General features: G+C 61.1%; 19 protein-coding genes. 8 read left to right on the forward strand and 11 right to left on the reverse strand.

Features of this window, described 5'->3' with window-relative positions; translation table 11 throughout:
* Positions 1–16: 16 nt before the first annotated feature.
* From ACIP1G_RS08380 to ACIP1G_RS08400, 5 genes are all read left to right on the forward strand, one after another.
* Positions 17–1,006, forward strand: coding sequence for a YVTN family beta-propeller repeat protein (locus tag ACIP1G_RS08380; protein WP_400735402.1), 990 nt, complete (start codon positions 17–19; stop codon positions 1,004–1,006).
* Positions 1,003–1,743, forward strand: coding sequence for an ABC transporter ATP-binding protein (locus tag ACIP1G_RS08385; protein WP_400735403.1), 741 nt, complete (start codon positions 1,003–1,005; stop codon positions 1,741–1,743). Before ACIP1G_RS08380 ends, ACIP1G_RS08385 begins: the two co-directional genes overlap by 4 nt.
* Positions 1,740–2,531 (forward strand): ABC transporter permease, encoded by a 792-nt coding sequence (locus tag ACIP1G_RS08390; protein ID WP_400735404.1) that lies wholly within the window; start codon positions 1,740–1,742, stop codon positions 2,529–2,531. The genes ACIP1G_RS08385 and ACIP1G_RS08390 overlap by 4 nt, the downstream gene beginning before the upstream one ends.
* Positions 2,532–2,813: 282 nt before the next feature.
* Complete coding sequence (locus ACIP1G_RS08395; RefSeq protein ID WP_400735406.1) at positions 2,814–3,374, forward strand: PQQ-dependent catabolism-associated CXXCW motif protein; 561 nt, start codon at positions 2,814–2,816, stop codon at positions 3,372–3,374.
* 58 nt (positions 3,375–3,432) lie between these two features.
* Positions 3,433–4,098 (forward strand): response regulator transcription factor, encoded by a 666-nt coding sequence (locus tag ACIP1G_RS08400; RefSeq protein WP_346645323.1) that lies wholly within the window; start codon positions 3,433–3,435, stop codon positions 4,096–4,098.
* A gap of 103 nt (positions 4,099–4,201) precedes the next feature.
* On the opposite strand, the gene ACIP1G_RS08405 is transcribed toward ACIP1G_RS08400, so the two are convergent.
* The 9 genes from ACIP1G_RS08405 to pstS all read right to left on the reverse strand — a co-directional run bounded on the left by ACIP1G_RS08405 (position 4,202) and on the right by pstS (position 14,273).
* The gene (locus ACIP1G_RS08405; protein ID WP_400735408.1) at positions 4,202–6,100 is read right to left on the reverse strand and encodes a NahK/ErcS family hybrid sensor histidine kinase/response regulator; all 1,899 of its coding nucleotides are present in this window, start codon (positions 6,098–6,100) and stop codon (positions 4,202–4,204) included.
* Positions 6,069–7,232 (reverse strand): nitric oxide-sensing protein NosP, encoded by a 1,164-nt coding sequence (nosP, locus tag ACIP1G_RS08410; RefSeq protein ID WP_400735410.1) that lies wholly within the window; start codon positions 7,230–7,232, stop codon positions 6,069–6,071. The genes ACIP1G_RS08405 and nosP overlap by 32 nt, the downstream gene beginning before the upstream one ends.
* A gap of 269 nt (positions 7,233–7,501) precedes the next feature.
* Positions 7,502–8,689, reverse strand: coding sequence for a porin (locus ACIP1G_RS08415; RefSeq protein WP_400735412.1), 1,188 nt, complete (start codon positions 8,687–8,689; stop codon positions 7,502–7,504).
* A gap of 392 nt (positions 8,690–9,081) precedes the next feature.
* Entirely contained in the window at positions 9,082–9,681 is a 600-nt protein-coding gene (locus ACIP1G_RS08420) for a hypothetical protein (protein WP_400735414.1), read from the reverse strand.
* Positions 9,681–10,379 carry a hypothetical protein gene (locus tag ACIP1G_RS08425; RefSeq protein WP_400735416.1) on the reverse strand — a complete coding sequence of 233 codons (699 nt, stop codon included), beginning with the start codon at positions 10,377–10,379 and terminating at the stop codon, positions 9,681–9,683. The genes ACIP1G_RS08420 and ACIP1G_RS08425 overlap by 1 nt, the downstream gene beginning before the upstream one ends.
* A gap of 94 nt (positions 10,380–10,473) precedes the next feature.
* Positions 10,474–11,235, reverse strand: coding sequence for a phosphate ABC transporter ATP-binding protein PstB (gene pstB / locus ACIP1G_RS08430; RefSeq protein WP_017148287.1), 762 nt, complete (start codon positions 11,233–11,235; stop codon positions 10,474–10,476).
* Between the two features lie 77 nt (positions 11,236–11,312).
* Entirely contained in the window at positions 11,313–12,206 is an 894-nt protein-coding gene (pstA, locus tag ACIP1G_RS08435) for a phosphate ABC transporter permease PstA (protein ID WP_400735418.1), read from the reverse strand.
* The gene (pstC, locus tag ACIP1G_RS08440) at positions 12,203–13,171 is read right to left on the reverse strand and encodes a phosphate ABC transporter permease subunit PstC (RefSeq protein ID WP_400735420.1); all 969 of its coding nucleotides are present in this window, start codon (positions 13,169–13,171) and stop codon (positions 12,203–12,205) included. The genes pstA and pstC overlap by 4 nt, the downstream gene beginning before the upstream one ends.
* Positions 13,172–13,241: 70 nt before the next feature.
* On the reverse strand, positions 13,242–14,273 hold the full coding sequence (gene pstS, locus ACIP1G_RS08445; RefSeq protein WP_400735422.1) for a phosphate ABC transporter substrate-binding protein PstS: 1,032 nt from the start codon (positions 14,271–14,273) through the stop codon (positions 13,242–13,244).
* A gap of 183 nt (positions 14,274–14,456) precedes the next feature.
* Here pstS and ppk2 point away from each other — a divergent pair, with 183 nt between their 5' ends.
* Entirely contained in the window at positions 14,457–15,374 is a 918-nt protein-coding gene (gene ppk2, locus ACIP1G_RS08450; RefSeq protein WP_400735424.1) for a polyphosphate kinase 2, read from the forward strand.
* Between the two features lie 389 nt (positions 15,375–15,763).
* Here the strand turns inward: ppk2 and ACIP1G_RS08455 are convergent, their stop codons facing one another.
* Positions 15,764–16,153, reverse strand: a complete 390-nt coding sequence (locus ACIP1G_RS08455; RefSeq protein WP_400735426.1) for an NUDIX hydrolase — start codon at positions 16,151–16,153, stop codon at positions 15,764–15,766.
* Positions 16,154–16,336: 183 nt separating this feature from the next.
* Between ACIP1G_RS08455 and ACIP1G_RS08460 the strand changes: the two genes are divergently transcribed.
* Positions 16,337–16,717, forward strand: a complete 381-nt coding sequence (locus ACIP1G_RS08460; RefSeq protein ID WP_400735428.1) for a termination factor Rho — start codon at positions 16,337–16,339, stop codon at positions 16,715–16,717.
* 25 nt (positions 16,718–16,742) lie between these two features.
* On the opposite strand, the gene ACIP1G_RS08465 is transcribed toward ACIP1G_RS08460, so the two are convergent.
* Positions 16,743–16,970 carry a hypothetical protein gene (locus ACIP1G_RS08465; protein WP_400735429.1) on the reverse strand — a complete coding sequence of 76 codons (228 nt, stop codon included), beginning with the start codon at positions 16,968–16,970 and terminating at the stop codon, positions 16,743–16,745.
* Positions 16,971–17,816: 846 nt separating this feature from the next.
* Here ACIP1G_RS08465 and ACIP1G_RS08470 point away from each other — a divergent pair.
* On the forward strand, positions 17,817–18,479 hold a 663-nt coding region (locus tag ACIP1G_RS08470; RefSeq protein ID WP_400735431.1), incomplete at its 3' end, for a calcium-binding protein.

The raw sequence follows: 18,479 nt of genomic DNA on the forward strand, positions 1-18,479 counted from the left end.
CAATAAGGAATTCGCCATGCGCCGCCCCCTCTTCCCCCGGGCCCTGCTGTACCCCTGCCTGCTGTCGAGCGCACTGGCGCTGGCCAGCGGGCACGCCATGGCCGCTACCGCCTGGGTCTCCAACGAGAAAGACAACAGCCTCAGCTTGATCGACATGCAAACCCTGCAAGTCACCGAGACCTTGCCGGTAGGCCAGCGCCCGCGCGGCCTGCTGCTGTCCCACGACAAAAAGCTGCTGTACATCTGCGCCAGCGATTCGGACCGGGTGCAGGTGATGGACGTGGCCACCCGCAAGATCATCAAGGAGCTGCCCTCCGGCAAGGACCCCGAGCAGTTCGCCCTGCATCCCAACGACCGCTGGTTGTACGTGTCCAACGAGGACGACGCGCTGGTCACGGTGATCGACACCGTGACCGACAAAGTGCTGGGGCAGATCGACGTCGGTATCGAACCCGAGGGCATGGCGGTAAGCCCGGATGGCAAGTGGGCGGTCAACACCAGCGAAACCACCAACATGCTGCACTGGATCGACACCAGCACCCAGACCCTGGCCGACAGCACCCTGGTCGATCAGCGGCCGCGCTTCGTCGAGTTCAACCAGGACGGATCAAAGCTGTGGGCCTCGGCGGAAATCGGCGGCACGGTGACCATTCTTGACGTGGCCACGCGCCAGGTGCTGAAAACCCTGAACTTCCAGATCAAGGGCGTGCACCCGGACAAGGTCCAGCCGGTGGGCATCAAGCTCAGTGCAGATGGCAAGTACGCCTTCGTCGCCCTGGGCCCGGCCAACCATGTGGCGGTGATTGATGCCAAGACTTATGAAGTGCTCGACTACCTGCTGGTCGGGCGGCGGGTCTGGCAGCTGGCATTCACCCCGGACCAGAGCCAGTTGCTGGCCACCAACGGGGTCAGCGGCGACGTTTCGGTGATTGATGCGAAAAACCTCAAGGTGCTCAAGTCGGTGAAGGTCGGGCGCTACCCTTGGGGTGTGGTGGTGACGCCATGAACGCCCTCGAAGTCAGTGACGTGAGCTTCGCCTATGGCCCGCGCGAAGCGCTCAAACAGGTCGGTTTCAGCCTCGCGCCCGGGCGCTTCGCAGCGTTGCTGGGCCCCAATGGCGCCGGCAAGTCGACCTTGATCGCCCTGCTCACCCGCCTGTACGACTTGCAGCATGGCGACATCCGCGTGTGCGGCTGCTCGCTGCGCAATGCCGCACGCCCGGCCTTGCGCCAGCTGGGCGTGGTGTTTCAGCAAAGCACCCTGGACCTGGACCTGAGCGTCGAGCAGAACCTGCGCTACCACGCCGCGCTGCATGGCCTGTCGCGGCGCCTGAGCAATTTGCGGGTCGAGGCCGAACTGGCGCGCCAAGGCTTGGGCGAACGCCGGGGCGATCGTGTTCGCGAGCTGAATATTGGCCATCGGCGCCGGGTGGAAATTGCCCGCGCGCTGCTGCATGAGCCGCGCTTGCTGTTGCTTGACGAAGCCAGTGTCGGCCTTGACCCGGCCAGCCGCCTGGCGCTCAACCAGCACCTGCGGCGGCTGTGCCGCGAGCAGCAGCTGAGCGTGCTGTGGACCACCCACCTGCTGGACGAAGTGCAGCCCAGCGATGACCTGCTGATCCTGCATCAGGGGCGCCTGGTGGCCAGCGGCACAGCCGATGCGCTGAGCCTGGAGCACGGCGGCGACCTCGACAATGCCTTTGCCCGCTTGACCTGTGCACCCACAGGAGCCCATGGCCGATGAACGCTTACTGGCAATGTTTCAACGGCATCATGCTGCGCGAATGGCTGCGCTTCGTGTTGCAGCGCACACGCCTGCTCAGCGCCCTGGTGCGCCCGCTACTGTGGCTGCTGGTGTTTGCCGCCGGGTTTCGTGCAGCCCTGGGCATCGCGATCATCGAACCCTACGACACCTACATCCCCTACGAGGTGTACATCATCCCGGGGCTGGCTTGCATGATCCTGCTGTTCAACGGTATGCAGGGTTCGTTGTCGATGGTTTATGACCGCGAGATGGGCAGCATGCGCGTGCTGCTGACCAGCCCCTTGCCGCGGCCATTCCTGCTGGGCAGCAAGCTGCTGGCGACCTCGTTGATATCGCTGCTGCAGGTGTACGCCTTCCTGGCCATCGCCTGGGTGTATGGCGTGCGACCACCGGCTGCGGGGTTGCTGCTGGCGCTGCCGGCGTTGCTGCTGGTGGCCTTTATGCTCAGCGCCCTGGGGCTACTGCTGTCGAACGCGATCCGCCAGCTGGAGAACTTTGCCGGGGTAATGAACTTCGTGATCTTCCCGCTGTTTTTCCTGTCTTCGGCGTTGTACCCGTTGTGGAAGATGCGCGAGGCCAGCGAATGGTTGTACTGGCTGTGCGCGGTGAACCCGTTTACCCACGCCGTGGAGCTGGTGCGGTTTGCCCTGTATGAGCGGCTGAACCTGCTGGCGCTGGCGGTGTGCCTGGGGTTGACCGCACTGTTCACGCTGCTGGCGATACTCACCTTCAACCCCCAGCATGCGGCGCTGCGCAAGCCGCGTTGATCGACCGCAATCTTTGGATTTGGCAGTCCCCTGTGGGAGCGGGTTCACCCGCGAAGCAGGCGACGCGGTGGATGGCACCGGCTATGCCGGTGTTCGCGGCGGTTCGACGCCTCGATGAACCCGCTCCTACAAGGGCCGCGTCAGCATGCAGATACTGTGCAAACATCAGCAGCAAGCTACTCCAGCCATCTACTACTTTAGTACTGCATTTACTGTCTATCGTCGCATTCACAAAGCACCGCCACTGGCATGTAATGGGCCTATAACAAAAAGGAAATACCCATGCCACGTGCCCTGCCCCGGCTGCCACGCCTATCGCTGGCGGCGCTTTCGCTAAGCCTGTCGCTGGGCATCGCCCAGGCCGATACCGCGCCGCTGTTCTCCACCGAGGGCTATCGCACCAGCCTCTACCGCAGCCCAACCCCGCAACAGGTCGCGGGCGGCCAGGTCATCGACACCAACACACTCCAGCGGTTGCTGGGCCAACAGCCCAAGCCGGTACTGATCGACGTCTATCGCCGCCAATGGCTGCAAGGCCGCTTCATCGAAGACGAACCGCACAGCAACCTCCCCGGCAGCCTGTGGCTGGCCAACACCGGCGACGGCGTACTGAGCCCGGCCTGGCAGGACTACTTCGTGCGTAACCTGCAAAAAGCCACTGCCAGGCACCCGGAGCAACCACTGGTCTTTTACTGCCGCTCCGATTGCTGGTTAAGCTGGAACGCGGTAAAACGCGCGAAAGCCTTGGGCTATACCAATTTGTATTGGTACCGCGACGGCCTGGACGCCTGGCAGCAAGCCAACCTGCCAGTGCAGCCGGCGCAACCGCAGCCCTTCCCCTGAAGTCATCGCCTGCGAACGCGTGCCCCGCCCAATCCAATAAAAACGAGGTGAAAAGGCCATGTACAAAATTCTGATTGCCGACGATCACCCCCTGTTTCGCGAAGCCATCCACAACGTCATCAGCGATGGTTTCCAAGGCAGCGAAGTCATGGAAACCGCCGACCTGGACAGTGCCCTGGCCTTGACCCAGGCGCATGACGACCTCGACCTGATCCTGCTCGACCTGAACATGCCCGGCATGCATGGCCTCAATGGCCTGATCACCTTGCGCAACGAGGCCCCGACCACGCCGGTGGTGATCGTTTCGGCCGAGCAGGAAAAGCAGATCGTGCTGCAGGCCATTACCTACGGTGCCGTCGGTTTCATCACCAAGTCTTCGCCGCGCTCACAAATGATCGAAGCGATCGAGCAGATCCTCAACGGCAATGTCTACCTGCCGCCCGACATCATCCGCGCCCAGAAAAGCAGCAGCAGCCGGCGCCACAACGATGCGCCGAGCTTCCCGCCGGAAATGCTCCAGGCCCTGACCCGCAAGCAGCTGCTGGTACTTGAGCGCATGACCAAGGGCGAATCGAACAAGCAGATCGCCTACACCCTGGATATTGCCGAAACCACGGTCAAGGCGCATGTTTCGGCGATATTGCGCAAGCTCAACGTGCATAACCGGGTGCAGGCGATCCTGAGTGCTGGGGATATCGATTTCGCTGATTACTTGCGGCGTTGACCTGTTGTGGCCTATTCGCGGGTAAACCCGCTCCTACAACGATCGCAGTCCCTTGTAGGAGCGGGTTTATCGAGGCGTCGAACCGCCGCGAAGAGGCCAGCAGCTACGCCACACTGCTACCAAGCAAATGGCTCATCGCTGTCTTCAGCTTCAACGGCCGCACCGGCTTGTGCATCAAGGTATGGCCAAGCTCGCGGATCTGCTGCTTGAGTTCATTGCTGTAGTTGGCAGTGATCATCAGCGCCGGTAGTGGCTGGGCACGTCGGGCATTGATCCGCGCCACGGCGTCGACACCGTTGCAGTCGTTGTCCAGGTGGTAGTCGGCAATCAGCAGGTCAGCCTCGGCATGATAATTGTCCACCTGGCGTGCCAGGTCTTCCTCCGACAACGCGGTAATCACCTTGCAGCCCCAACCCTCCAGCAGGGTGCGCATACCAGCACAGATCGCCGCGTCATTATCCAGTACCCATACCCGCGCCCCGCGCAGGCGCTCGAACATCGGCTCGCAAACTACCTGGCTCGGCTGGGCCTTGGGGGCAGTGGTGCTCAACGGCACCTCGACGGCAAATACCGAACCCTTGCCAAGCCAGGAACGAACACGGATCCGGTGGCCGAGAATGCCGGCAATCTTGTCCACGATCGCCAGGCCCAGGCCTAACCCGCGGTCCTGGTCCGGGCGCTGTACATCACCGCGTTTGAACTCCAGGAACATCTCGTCCAGGTGCTCTTCGGCAATGCCAATGCCGCTGTCCCACACTTCGATGCGCAGGCCGCCACGCAGCCGCCGGCAACCCAGCACCACGCGCCCGCTACGGGTGTAGCGGATGGCATTGCTGAGCAGGTTGCGCAGGATCCGCGCCAACAACTGGATGTCACTGCGCACCACGGCAGAACAACCCACGAAGTGCAGCGCCAGCCCCTCGCTACGCGCCACCTGGGCGTATTCTGCAGCGAGGTTGTCCATCAGTTCACTGAGGGCGAACGGGGCAACATCGGCCTTGATCACCCCGGCATCGAGCTTGGAAATGTCCACCAGGGTGCCCAGCAGGCTCTCCACATCTCCCAGCGAGTTGCTGACATTTCGCACCAGGTGAGCACAGTTTTGCGGCTCGCGGTTTTCAAGCAAAGCGCTGGTAAACAGCCGCGCCGCGTTCAGCGGTTGCAGCAGGTCGTGGCTGACTGCGGCAAGGAACTTGGTCTTCGACAGGTTGGCCTGCTCAGCCTCGCGCTTGGCCTCGCGCAGCCGCGACTCGGCCCGGCTGCGTTCCTCGATTTCACGCAGCAACTGGTCATTGAGGCTGGTCAGTTCGGCAGTGCGCTCGCGCACCCTTTGCTCCAGGTGCTGATAGGCCTGGTGCAACGCCTGTGCGGTGTTACGGCGCTCGGTGATATCGCGGATCAGCACGAAAATGCCCACCACCTCGCCGTTGGCCAGGCGGTTGGGCACGTAGGAGCGCAGCATGTAGCGTTCCTGGCCGTTGATATTGGTTTCGGCAAATTCGAAGGTTACGCTCTCCCCCGCCAGCGCCCGGGCCACGTAAGCCTCCAGGCGCTGGTAATGCTGCTCGCTGTGGGCCTCGCGCAGGCTCTGGCCAAGCATTACGCCACGGGGCCAGCAGTACCATTCTTCGTAAACCTTGTTGGTAAATTCGTAGACCAGGTCGGCATTCAGGTAGGCGATCAACGCAGGGACATTGTCGGTAATCAGGCGAATCTGGTGCTGGTGGGCAGTCTCGGCCCGCTGCCGGGCCTCGCTGAGCAGGTGGTTGACAGCCTTGAGCTCGGCCATGGCCTGGTTCAGGGCATCTGTGCGTTCGCGCACCTGCTCGGCCAGCACCACCGAATGCTGGAACGCCGCATAGGGGTCGTTGCCCCGCGTTACACCAGACTCGATGCGTTCGATCAGCGCGCCGTTGATACGCTGCAGCTTGTGGTTTTCGTGCTGCAGCCGTGCGACCTCGGCCTGCAGTTCAGCAACTGACGGGAGGCCGGTTGCGGGCAATGGCGACCCCGGTGAAGGTCTGGTTGATATGCATGCCATTGAACTGTTCTCCGTAGGTGTTGAAGCCAATCACCCGCTGCTCGCGCAGGAACGCGCCGATCGGCTCCAGGCCGTGGTGGCCCTCCAGTTCCAGCCGCCGCAGGAAACAATCGCAACCGATGGTCAGCAACAACGGCCCGAGGCGCTGGTGCAGGCCGTCGAACAGCTGGTGCAGGTTCGGCAGTAGCGGCCCTGGGCTCATGGCCGTGAGCACGATGCCGTTTTCCACCGCGCAGTAGAAACTCAGGCTAAGGTCCGGGTGCACTTGCTGGATCGCCCGCACGTAGTACTGGTCGTGAATGCGCACGGCCAGCGGGTGGGCAGCGAACACCCGGTGATCGAGCGCGGCCACCGGCACGCCGATGTGCCGGGCGTACTCCTCGGCAGCGGGCTCGGCATTCAGTTCGAAGACCCGCCGCTGGGCACTGTCGGCACCTGTGACCACCAGCTTTTCTTCCCTTGGCTGGATGTGGTGGGTGGTGAACACTTCGAAGTCGAGCCAGGTATTGACCAGCACCACTACTGCTGCGCCGTGGTGGAATGCGCCGCCGTAATACACATGGGTGCGGGTCAGGTAGTTGTCATCGCCCGCCGAACCGCCAAAATGCGGGATGTCCCCCAGGGCTGCGCTGAGCGCGGCGAGCACCATTTCCTCACGGCTGGACAAGCCGTCGAGCAGGGTCAAGGCAAAGCTGTGGCCCTTGATGGGTGCCAGCGTGTTGCTGCGACAGGTACCGACCAGGCGTTCGACCATCAGCTGCGCGTCGATCAGGCTGAAGCGTTCCATCTCGTCGATCAGCTCGGTGGCAATGGAAAAGTGCCGGTGATCGAAACCCACCGCTGTCACGCAATTACGCCCGTAGCCCAGCGGGGTGATTTCGCCGGCGCTGGTGCAACCCACCAGACGGATGCCGCCAAAACTTTGCTCCAGCGCCTCGGCCAACTCCCGCAGGTCATATTCGGCGGAACAGAAAAACAGCACCAGGCCCAGATGCGGGTGCAGTAACTGCCGCGCCAGATCCTGGGCGGCCAGCCGGGCGTCGGTGGCCTGGGACATGGCACTGACCACGCCGTCGTTGTGAGCCTGCTGCATCGTGGTCTCCGGCGCGGGGTGGCTGAGGGGCCAGTGTACGAAGGTGGGTACGGGGGACGAATGCTACTTGGGTAGCGGGTGGGCGGTTCCATGGGCCTAAATTTGCCAGCTTGCGCATAACTTTGTAGGAGCGGCCTTGCGTCGCGAAAGGGCTGCAAAGCAGCCCCAGCAGTATTTGCGATTACGCATAAATCCTGGGGCTGCTACGCAGCCCTATCGCGACACAAGGCCGCTCCTACAGTTGACCGCGTTGCCTGTCCTGGTGGGGCCTACCAGGTCAACACTGCACCCACTGCAAAGGTGTCGGTATCTTCGTTCTGCGCACTGGTTTCATGCCCATCGATGGAAAACTGGTTGTACTCGGCAACCAGCTTGAGGTTGTCGTTGACGTCATGGAAAAACGCCACGCCGCGGGTCTCGTAATCCGCTCCGCTGCCCACCGCGCCGTTGCCATCGTCCTTGGTCTTGCCATAAGACAGCGCCACGCGGTTTTTGCCGAACTTGTACGAGCCCTGCAGCAGGTAGCCGTCACTGTCGACATTGCGCAATACCGGCTCGCCTGCGTTGTTGGTGAAAAACGGGTTGATACCCTTGGCCTGAAACCCAGAGCCGGTCAGCGACCAGCCGCCCATCTTGGCCTGCACGCCATAGCCGACACCTTTGGAGGTGACCGACTCCACGCTCGGGTCAGTATTGTCGGAGGTCTGGTAGCTGCCGTTGACCCAGCTGTAGATCTGCGCCCCGCCCAGGTCGAACTGGTAGGTGATTTCACTCTCGGTGCGCGGGTTCTCCTGGTAGGCCTTGCCGGTCGGGCTGCTGTCGTTGGTGTCCACCGGGTCCATGATGCCCACCGCCACCCGCAGGCCGTCCATCACCGGGGTGCGGTAGGTGATCTGCGAGGTGGGGAACGGGTACGGGTAGCCACTGCCGATGTTGCCGAACGACACCCCGCCGCCGTCCACCAGCCCAAGCGTGTCACTGACCTGGCCATAACCGGCCAGCAGCTCGTCAAGCAGGATGTTGGAGCGGGCGAACAGCCCGAAGTCCTTGCCGATAAGCACCTCGCCCCACTCGGGGTTGGCCACGGTGCCATAGAACTGGCGCACGTCGATGGCGGTGTCGGTTCCATTGGTTTCGCTGTCGTTGATGGTTACCCAGAACGAGGCTCGCGCGCCGAGCTTCAGGTCATCCACCTGCTTGCCCATGTTGAAGCCGATGTAGTTGGGCAGGAAGCCCATCTTCACCCGCGACTGGCGGCGATCAAATTGCTCGCCTTCGCGGTCGACCTTGCTGTTGACGTAGAAGGCGTTGATGTAGCCGTCGGTGGAAAACGTCGTCTGCTCCTTGTCGTACAGCATGATCTCGGCTTCGGCGACGCTGCTCAGGCCAAGGGCAGAAAAGCTGGCGATGGCAGCAGCGAGGAAACGAGGCGGCAGGTGCTTATTGTTGTTGTGCATGGCGCGCTCCAAACGGGGGACTGGATGTCGGAGGCGATTATCAGAAGTGGGCAGATGGCCAGGAACGCTGCTTTGGCGTGGGGTGGCGGGTGCTTTGGAGCGGTGGGTGTGGCGCGGTGATTTGGTCTCGGGACCTGCTTGGGTCTGGATGCAACACTTAGGGCGTACGCATGGATAGCAGACGGGTATCAATACCGCTGTATGAGCGGGTTAACACAGTCAATTTAAGGAGCGGGTTTGTTGAGGCTGCGCGGTGGATGGCACCGGCGTTGCCGGTGTTCGCGGCTAAAGCCGCTCCTACAGGTGCTGTGCAAGGCGCGAATGCCGCGAAAATCCTGTGGGAGCGGGTTTACCCGCGAAGAATGCTATGCGGTAGCTGGCATTGCGACCGATCAGGAAGCCAGTGCCTGCGAACGCTGGCAAGCGGGCATCTCATAGCGGTGCGGTTGCTGCCAGGCCAGGCGTGCCTGCACATCGACCGCCGCCTCCTTCACTTTCTGTGCCCAGTTTTCATCCTTCGGGCACACCACCACCACGCGGAAACCGTGGTCGACGCCTTCCAGCCGCACGCCTTCTGAGTCATCGACATGCAAATCGATATCAAAGGCCGACGGCAGCTTCGAGGGCGAATTCTCCAGCCCGTTCTGGGCCAGGATGTGCTGGTGCCGGTCACTGTTGACCACGCCGTCTACGTGAATGCCATAGAGCATCAGCCAGCGGCGGATATACGCCGGTGTGCGCCCCGACGAGGTGTAGATCCAGATGCTGCAGCCCTGGCGGCGCAGGTCGCGGATCAGCTCGCGGGTGCCGCTGCGCAGTGGCTCGCCCAACCAGCGATGGACAAAGCCTGGCAGCTTGCTGTCCTCGGCGGCAGCATGCTCGGGCTGGCAGGCCAGCGTGTCGTCGATATCGAACGATATGCGTACTTGGCCGCGGTTGAGCTTGCGTTCGATGGCTTGTCGCCCGCGTTCCAACATGGATACCTGTTGCATCAGCGGCTCCTCTCACAAACCGGCACAGGCGTGCCATGCAGGAAGAACTTGCCGGGCTCAGGTGCCTTCGCTTCAAGGAAAGCGGCGTACTTTTTCTTGATCTTGGGTAATTCGTACAATGCCTTGACACCGTGTTTAGCGGAGTTGCGTATGACCGAGGACGGGTTGAAGTAACCCTCGGCGTTGTCCAGCGACAGCACGAATGGCGGCAGCCCAGCGCGCATCAGCAAATAGCTGACGATGAGCGAGCCCGTGCGGTTGTTGCCTTCGATGAACAGCTGCGGTTTGCTGAGGATACGTACATACACACCGGCTGCTCGCTTCCAGATCGAGTCACTGCCATACGAGCAGTACCAGTTGTACAAATCCTTGATGCCACCTTCCACGTTGTTGAAAAAGTGCGCCTCGGTTGCGGCCAGGTGCGGGGCGAACTCCAGGCGACGGGCCGGGTCGCTGCCGCACAGCACGGTGGCGTTGATTTCCAGCATCAGGTTCAGCTGTTGCAGGTCGAACAGGTCGATACCGCGAGCGACATAATCGTCAATCAGGGCATAGCCTTCAACCACGTTCAGCAGCACCTCGTCGGTAAACGGGTCCCGTGGTTCGGTGAAATGCTGGCTGAGTTCGGCAAAACGGCCCTGCACCTCGCGCAGTGCGCGCTCTACCGCTGACAGATCTAGACGACGCATCGCTCGCATTGGAAATCCCGGGTAACACTTTAACGAAAGGTAACGCGGCCGGGTGTTGCAACCTCCCTGGTTGCAACACCCGGCCACCTTGGAAGCCAGTGACTCAGCTGAACTTGCCGCTGATGTAGTCACTGGTCAGTTGTTCGCGCGGGTTCTGGAAGATTTGCGCAGTTGGGCCCATCTCGACCAGGTAGCCAGTACGGGTACCCTGGGAGATATCCACCGAGAAGAACGCCGTGGTGTCGGCCACACGAATCGCCTGCTGCATGTTGTGGGTCACCAGGGCGATGGTGTAGTCCTTCTTCAGCTCGACCATCAGCTCTTCCACGCGGCGGGTGGCGATCGGGTCAAGTGCCGAGCACGGTTCGTCCAGCAGCAGCACTTCTGGCTCGGTAGCGATGGCGCGGGCGATGCACAGGCGCTGCTGTTGGCCACCGGACAGGGACAGGCCGCTGACCTTGAGCTTGTCCTTCACTTCATCCCACAGCGCGGCACCTTGCAAGGCATGCTTCACGCGGTCACCCAGGTCGCCTTTGTAGCGGTTCAGGCGCAAGCCGAAGGCGACATTGTCGAAGATGCTCATCGAGAACGGGTTCGGCTGCTGGAACACCATGCCGATGTAACGGCGCACCACTACAGGGTCGACGCCCTTGCCATAAACGTCCTGGCCCAGGAAGTGCACATGGCCTTCGAAGCGGAAGCCCTTTACCAGGTCGTTCATGCGGTTGAGGCTACGCAGCACGGTACTTTTGCCGCAACCGGACGGGCCGATGAAGCCGGTGATCTCGTTTTTGCGGATCGGCACATGGCTGTCGCGAACGGCCATGAAGTTGCCATAGAAGATCTTGTCCAGCTTGCAGTCCATGACGATCGGGGTTGCTTCGCTGGCCACGGGAGCGGCTTTTTGCGCAGTGGATACGTTCAAGTTGGATGCTCCCTTTCTCAATACTTGGGCTTGCCGAATACACGGCTAAGAATGTTGATTACCAGCACGATCATGACCAGCACCAGCGAGGCCGCCCAGGCGAGCTCCAGCTGGTTGTCGAACGGCATGCCGGAGAAGTTGTAAATCAGTACGGCGAGCGAGGCTGTAGGGTTCATGACCGCCAGATCGCCGTTGTGGTAGATCCAGTAGTTGCTGAACAGTGCGGTGAACAGCAGCGGCGCGGTTTCGCCAGCGGCACGGGCCACGGCCAGCATCACGCCAGTCAGGATGGCCGGCAGACCGGTGGGCAGGACGATCTTGCAGATCACCTGGGCACGGGTGCAGCCCATGCCGTAGGCGGCGTCCTTCATGATCTTGGGCACCATCTTCATCGACTCTTCGGCGGTCAGCACCACGATCGGCAGCATCAGTACCGCCAGTGCCACACCACCCGCCGGAGCCGAGTAGGTACCGGTGGTCATCACCACCAGGGCGTAGGCAAATACACCAGCGAGGATCGACGGCAGGCCGGTGAGCATCTTGGCGGCAAAGCGCGCGGCGTTGGCCAGCTTGCTGTCCGGGCCGAGCTCGGCCAGGAACACTGCGGCCAGGATACCGACCGGTACCGCGATGGCGGCGGCAATGCCGACCATGACGAAGGTACCGGCCATGGCGTTACCGAAACCGCCGCCCATCTCGAAGCCGGTCGGCGGCAGTTCGGTGAACACTTCCAGGTTAAGGCGTGCACCGCCGCGGGTGATCAGCATGTACAGCACGGAAATCAGCGGCACGCTGGCCACCAGTGCCGCGAACCAGGCCAGCGTGGTCAGGATCAGGCTTCGCAGTGCGCGGCCTTCCAGCTTGCGCTGCAGGCTGGGCAGCGCGGCTACAGGGGTCGTCAGGTCTGTCATTGTTTGTTACCCCGCTGGGCGTAGAGCATGATCATCGAGCCAAGCACGTTCACCAACAAGGTGATGAACATCAGCACCAGTGCTGCATACATCAGCACTTCAACCTCGTTCGGGCCGGCTTCCGGGAAGTTCAGCGCCAGCAGCGCTGCCAGGGTGTTGGCCGGGGCGAACAAGGAAACGGAAATGGTGTTGGCGTTGCCCACCAGCATGGCCAGCGCCATGGTCTCGCCGAGTGCGCGACCCAGGCCGAGCACCAGCGAACCGAAGATGCCGGTAGCAGCCGATGGCACCATCACTTTGAGGATGGCTTCCCAGTGGGTGGTACCCATGCCGTAGGCGGCCTGCTTGGTTTTCATCGGTACGCTGGTGAGCGCATCCTGGGAAACGGCGGCAATGGTCGGCAGGATCATGATTGCCAGTACCAGCGCCGCAGGCAGCAGCCCGGGGCCGCTCAAGGAGGTGCCGAAAAACGGGATCCAGCCCAGCTCGCTGTTCAACCAGGCGGTCAGCGGGCGAATCGCCGGGATGACCACATAGATGCCCCACAGGCCATAAACCACGCTGGGGATGGCGGCGAGCAGTTCGACGATGGTGCGAAACACCGCGGCGAGCTTGGCCGGCAGGAAATCCTGGGTCAGGAAAATGGCCATGCTGACGCCGAAGAAACCGGCGATCAACAATGCGATAAAGGCGCTGTAAAGCGTGCCCCAGATCGCTGGCAGAATACCGTACTTGCCTTGGTTAACGTCCCAGACGCTGCCAAACAGCACATCGAAGCCGTGCTTTTCAATACCGGGCAGTGCCTTGCGGCCCACTTCGTAGACCAGCGCGAAGACCAGCGCCAGCACCAGCACCACACCAATACGTGCGAGCGCACGGAAGGTGCGATCGACCAGGAAGTCTTTCGTAGACGGAGGCTGGCACGCGGAGTCGGGGTTATCCGGTATGGCAAAAGGTGTGTTCATGGGCGAATTCCGGGACAAGGGACAAACACCCCCGGCATGGCTTCATGCCGATGCCGGGAGCGCCTGAGTATTACTGGATGTTGGCAGACGCTTTACGCACCTGGTCGACAACCGACGGTGGCAGTGGGATGTAACCCATCGAGTCGGCGATCTTCTGGCCGTGGGTCAGGCTGTACTCGACCATTTCACGCATGGCCTTGGCCTTGGCCGGGTTGCCGTTGTCCTTGCGGAAGATCATCCAGGTGTAGGAAGTGATCGGGTAGGACTTGGCACCTTCCGGGTCCGGCAGGGTAGCGACCAGGTTCTCAGGCATTTTCACCGCAGCCAGTGCCTCGGCACCGCTCTCGGCGTTCGGCACGACGTATTGGCCGGCCTTGTTCTGCAGTTGGGCGAAGTCGACCTTGGCCAGTTTGGCGAAGCCGTACTCGATGTAGCCGATGGCGCCTGGGGTCTGGCGAACGGTGGCGGTCACGCCGTCGTTCTTCGGCGACTTGATGAACTTGTCACTGGCAGGCCAGTTGACGGTGTTACCTTCACCCAGCTCTTTCTTGAAGTCGGCGTTGATGGCCGACAGGTGCTTGGTGAACACGGCGTTGGTGCCGCTGGAGTCGGCACGCACGACCACGGTGATCGGCATGTCAGGCAGCTTCAGCTCCGGGTTGGCGGCGACGATTTGCGGGTCGTTCCACTTGGTGATCTTGCCCAGGAAGATGTTGGAGTACACATCGCGTGGCAGTTTCAGGCCTTTCGGGCTGCCCGGCAGGTTGTAGGCCAGGACGATTTCACCGGCGGTCATTGGCAGCAGCTGCACGCCTTCGCCGACCTTGGCAATGTCTGCTTCGCTCATGGCCGAGTCGCTGGCGGCGAAGTCGACGGTCTTGTTCAGAAAGTCCTGAACGCCTGCGCCGCTACCTTTGGACTGGTAGTCAACGGTGACGCTTTCGGCGTTTTTGCTGAAATCCTTGAACCAGGTCAGGTAGATGGGTGCAGGGAAGCTCGCGCCGGAACCGGTCAGGCGGACGTTTTCTGCGGCAAAGGCTGCACCAGTGGCGCAAAGGGAGACGGCAACAGCGAGTGCAGCAGACTTCATCAGGCGTATCATCTAAAAGCGCTCCGTGTGATGGCCGGCACACTTTGCATCAGCTGTGTTACAGCTTTGTGACTGTTGAAAGGCAGGCCGCGAGATAGAGCTTTTTGCCTGTGCCATGACGGCAGCTTGATGTCATGCCTTGGTAACCGAAGGCGATTATCACTTTGCCATCCCTCTCCTGCATGAGCGCATGCCATGTCCCCGACAGAACACAACCTGATGAGGCGCATCCACCGTGAGTTGCTTGACCACAGTGATGAAGAGCTGGAGCTTGAGTTGGCCGAAGATGGCCATGACCTGAACGCGCTGTTTGACGAACATGTCGAGGACGGCAGCGAAAAAGCCGCGCGCAGGACCTATTTCCGCGAACTGTTCCGCCTGCAAGGCGAACTGGTGAAGTTGCAAAGCTGGGTTGTCAAGACCGGGCATAAAGTAGTGATCCTGTTCGAGGGCCGCGATGCTGCTGGCAAGGGCGGCGTGATCAAGCGTATTACCCAGCGCCTGAACCCGCGGGTGTGCCGGGTTGCTGCCCTGCCCGCCCCCAATGACCGCGAACGCACGCAGTGGTACTTCCAGCGTTACGTTTCACATTTGCCGGCGGCCGGTGAGATCGTGTTGTTCGACCGCAGCTGGTACAACCGCGCTGGCGTGGAAAAGGTCATGGGTTTTTGCAACGACGACCAGTACGAAGAGTTTTTCCGCACCGTGCCGGAGTTCGAGCGCATGCTCGCCCGCTCGGGCATTCAGCTGATCAAGTACTGGTTCTCCATTTCCGATCAGGAACAGCACCTGCGCTTTCTCAGCCGGATTCACGACCCGCTCAAGCAATGGAAGCTCAGCCCCATGGACCTGGAATCGCGGCGGCGCTGGGAGGCCTATACCAAGGCCAAGGAAATCATGCTTGAGCGCACCCACATTGCCGAGGCGCCTTGGTGGGTGGTGCAGGCCGACGACAAGAAGAAGGCCAGGCTCAATTGCATTCACCACCTGCTTGGGCAAATGCCCTATGAAGAAGTGGAAGTACCGATGATCGAGCTGCCGCAGCGGGTCCGAAAGGAGGATTACACCCGCAGCCCGACGCCGATGGAAATCATTGTGCCGCGGGTTTACTGAAGCCTGCCGCCAGCAGGCCCGGCCCTTTCGCGGGTAAACCCGCTCCTACAACGGCCTGTGCCGAGCCACCGATGTGTGTGCGCCACAGATCAGTGTAGGAGCGGGTTCACCCGCGAATGCGGTGGCGGCTGCAACGGTGAATGGCCAGGGACATTGGCCAGCAGGCCCGGCCTCTTCGCGGGTGAACCCGCTCCTACAACAGCCTGTGCCGAACCACCGATATGTATGCACCACCGATCAATGTAGGAGCGGGTTTACCCGCGAATACGATGGCGGCAGCAACGGTGAATGGCCAGGGAAATTGGCCAGCAGGCCCGGCCTATTCGCGGGTAAACCCGCTCCTACGACGGGCTGTGTTGAACCACTGACGTATACGCACCGCCGTTCATTTACGCGCAGCGCCTGAGCAAGGTCTTTATCGGCCGCCTTACCCGGCGCTTCGCCACCTGCCTGGGCTTGAGCCAGCGGCAGGCGTCAATTTCGTTCAGTGGTCGGGGTTTGTCCCCCGCCCTGCGGGCTTCGAACAGGTAGTGAATCACCCGGTCCTCGCGGTACTCGCTGAGGAAGCGCAATTCATCAAATGCCAGGCCGGTCTCTTCTGCCATCTCGCGCCGAGCAGCCTGCAGCGGCGTTTCGTCTGGCTCGACCCTGCCACCCGGAAGGTTCCACTTGGCGTTGCGCTTGCGTACAAAAAGAACCTGGCCATCCTTGCGGTAAATCACAGTAGCGCGGAGCTTGATACCTTTGCGCCTGGCTGTAGCGGTGTCCATTGCCTTCATGTGTCATCCCGAGTCAGCTGGAGGGACTGGAGCCCTGCAACGGCTCCTGTCTCAACCCTAACGCCGCAATGTGTCGATTGAATGACTGCTATCCATGGCAAACACACCGCTCGTCCATTACCCGGCACTCTGGTTGTGCGAATGGTTTCAACCGCTCAGGCACACACAGCAGGAGTAAAGAGCATGCCACGCGGCGACAAGGGCAAGTACACAGACAAGCAAAAGCGCCAAGCCGAGCACATCGAGGAAGGTTACGAGCACAAGGGTTTGTCGAAGGATGAAGCCGAGGCACGCGCCTGGGCCACCGTCAACAAGCAGTCCGGAGGTGGTGAGAAACAAGGCGGTTCGGGGAAAACGACCTCTGCCAGCGAAAAGAAAACTGCCCGTTCGGACTCGGCCAAGCGTGCCGCGAAATCACGTCAGGGCCATTCGCGCACTTCGGTCAGTTCCCTGGAAACCCAGAGCAAGCAAAGCCTGATGAAGGAAGCACGTAGCAAGGATATCAAGGGGCGCTCCACCATGACCAAGGCACAGTTGCTGGACGCACTGCGTCACCACGGTTAACCGCGCCGGCTCATTGGTCAAGGCATCAACCAATACCGGCAATTTCACCGGAGTCGAGGCAACGGTTGCGGCACCCACATTCGAACTCGGCTTCAGCCCGCGTCGGAAGATTAAGGCTCAGGCGGATTTTGTCTTGCGTATCGTACAGGTCATAGCCCTCGCCCAGTGCAGCGGGAAAGCCAATACGGCGAGGATAGACTTCTTTGTTGAGCGGTACAGCGGGCACCACAACGAAGCGCGTCTGCATGATCATCCCTCTCCCGGCAGTCCATTAGTATTAGTACCGTTACAGGAAAGCATCAAGCTGACTCATGCAAATTGTGCCGGCAAAACCTGGCGATCCATCACCAGGCTGACAGTAGAGCCCTGCAGCACGTGTGGGGTTGGCCGTGCAAATCGGTGACACCACCATCGACCGACCCGCTCTTCGTGGTGTGCGTCGGGCGATTGGCGCCGGTAACCGATGTGGTCAAGCTGAACTTGGAAGGGATATCAGCCGCAAGTAATCGAGTTGTAAGTCGCACTGCGAACATAAGCTATAACTGCTCGCTACATCCAAGGCACCGTCTGATCTAACTCGGTCCAAGAAAAAGGCCTGCTGGTTCTGGCGCTGGTTATGGAAGTTGACTAGATTTTCCATTTAGATGTGTTGTTTGACGGCCTACGACCCAACTGGGCCGGTCAGTCAATTGCCCTTCTGCTTTTAGCGCTTAGTTGAACCTCAGTTGTGCGCCTGAGCCAGGTACGGCTACCTGCAGATGCAATGCGTGGAAGCCGAACGCTTCACCAGACGGTGAAGCACCTCCTGGTTACAGCGAGGAGAATCAGCATGGCGTACCGGCCTGATGGGGTTTGCGTGGTAATCGCTGCCCCCTACTCCCCCCAATTCCTGGTGATCGGCTTGGACATGGCAGGCGTCAAGCTTGCCATGCACCACGCCAGTCATCCGGCTCATCAGCATTTCAGCCTAGGCGCTGCGTTCTCTCCTTAGTTGCACTAACAGGCAGGTTATTTCTTCAGGAAGAAGGCATTCGGCTTCATCGGCGCTGCTGTCGTTTACAGCAGCTGTAAGGCTATTGAAACAGCGAGGAAATAGGAAATGGCCACCAGAATTGATGGTACCCCGTCTCCTGACAACTTGATCGCCCCGAATGATGACGACTATGAAATCCATGGGAATGCCGGGGACGATACACTTTCAGGTCGTGGTGGCAATGACCTTTTATTTGGCGATGATGGCCAGGACACCCTGCTCGGCGGCCTCGGCGCCGATCTGCTCGATGGCGGGTCGGGCAATGACACCCTCGACGGTGGCGACGGCAACGACACCCTCGACGGTGGCCAGGGCCAGGACACCCTGATCGGTGGCCAGGGCGATGACGTGCTCGGCGCCGTTGCGTTTACCACCAGTGGCTTTTTCAACTCCGCAGGCGATCTCTACCGGGGCGGTGCCGGCAATGACACCTTGCGCGGCACAGGCGGCGCGGATGTCTACGAGTTCAATCTGGGCGATGGTCAGGACCTGATCCAGGAAGATGTTTTCACCACCACCTTGATGACCGATGTACTGAAATTCGGCCCCGGCATTGCCGCCAGCGACATCCTGGTCAGCAAGAACGGCATGGACCTGGTGCTCGCCCACCGCAATGGGGTGGACCGGGTCACGGTGCAGAACTGGTTCCTCCAGACCACCATCCAGGACAACGCCCAATACCAGGTCGAGCGCATCGAATTCGCTGACGGCACCGTGTGGACGTCCGCG

This window comes from Pseudomonas sp. NPDC089392 (assembly GCF_044749595.1).
In the GTDB taxonomy this organism is placed as follows: Bacteria; Pseudomonadota; Gammaproteobacteria; order Pseudomonadales; family Pseudomonadaceae; genus Aquipseudomonas.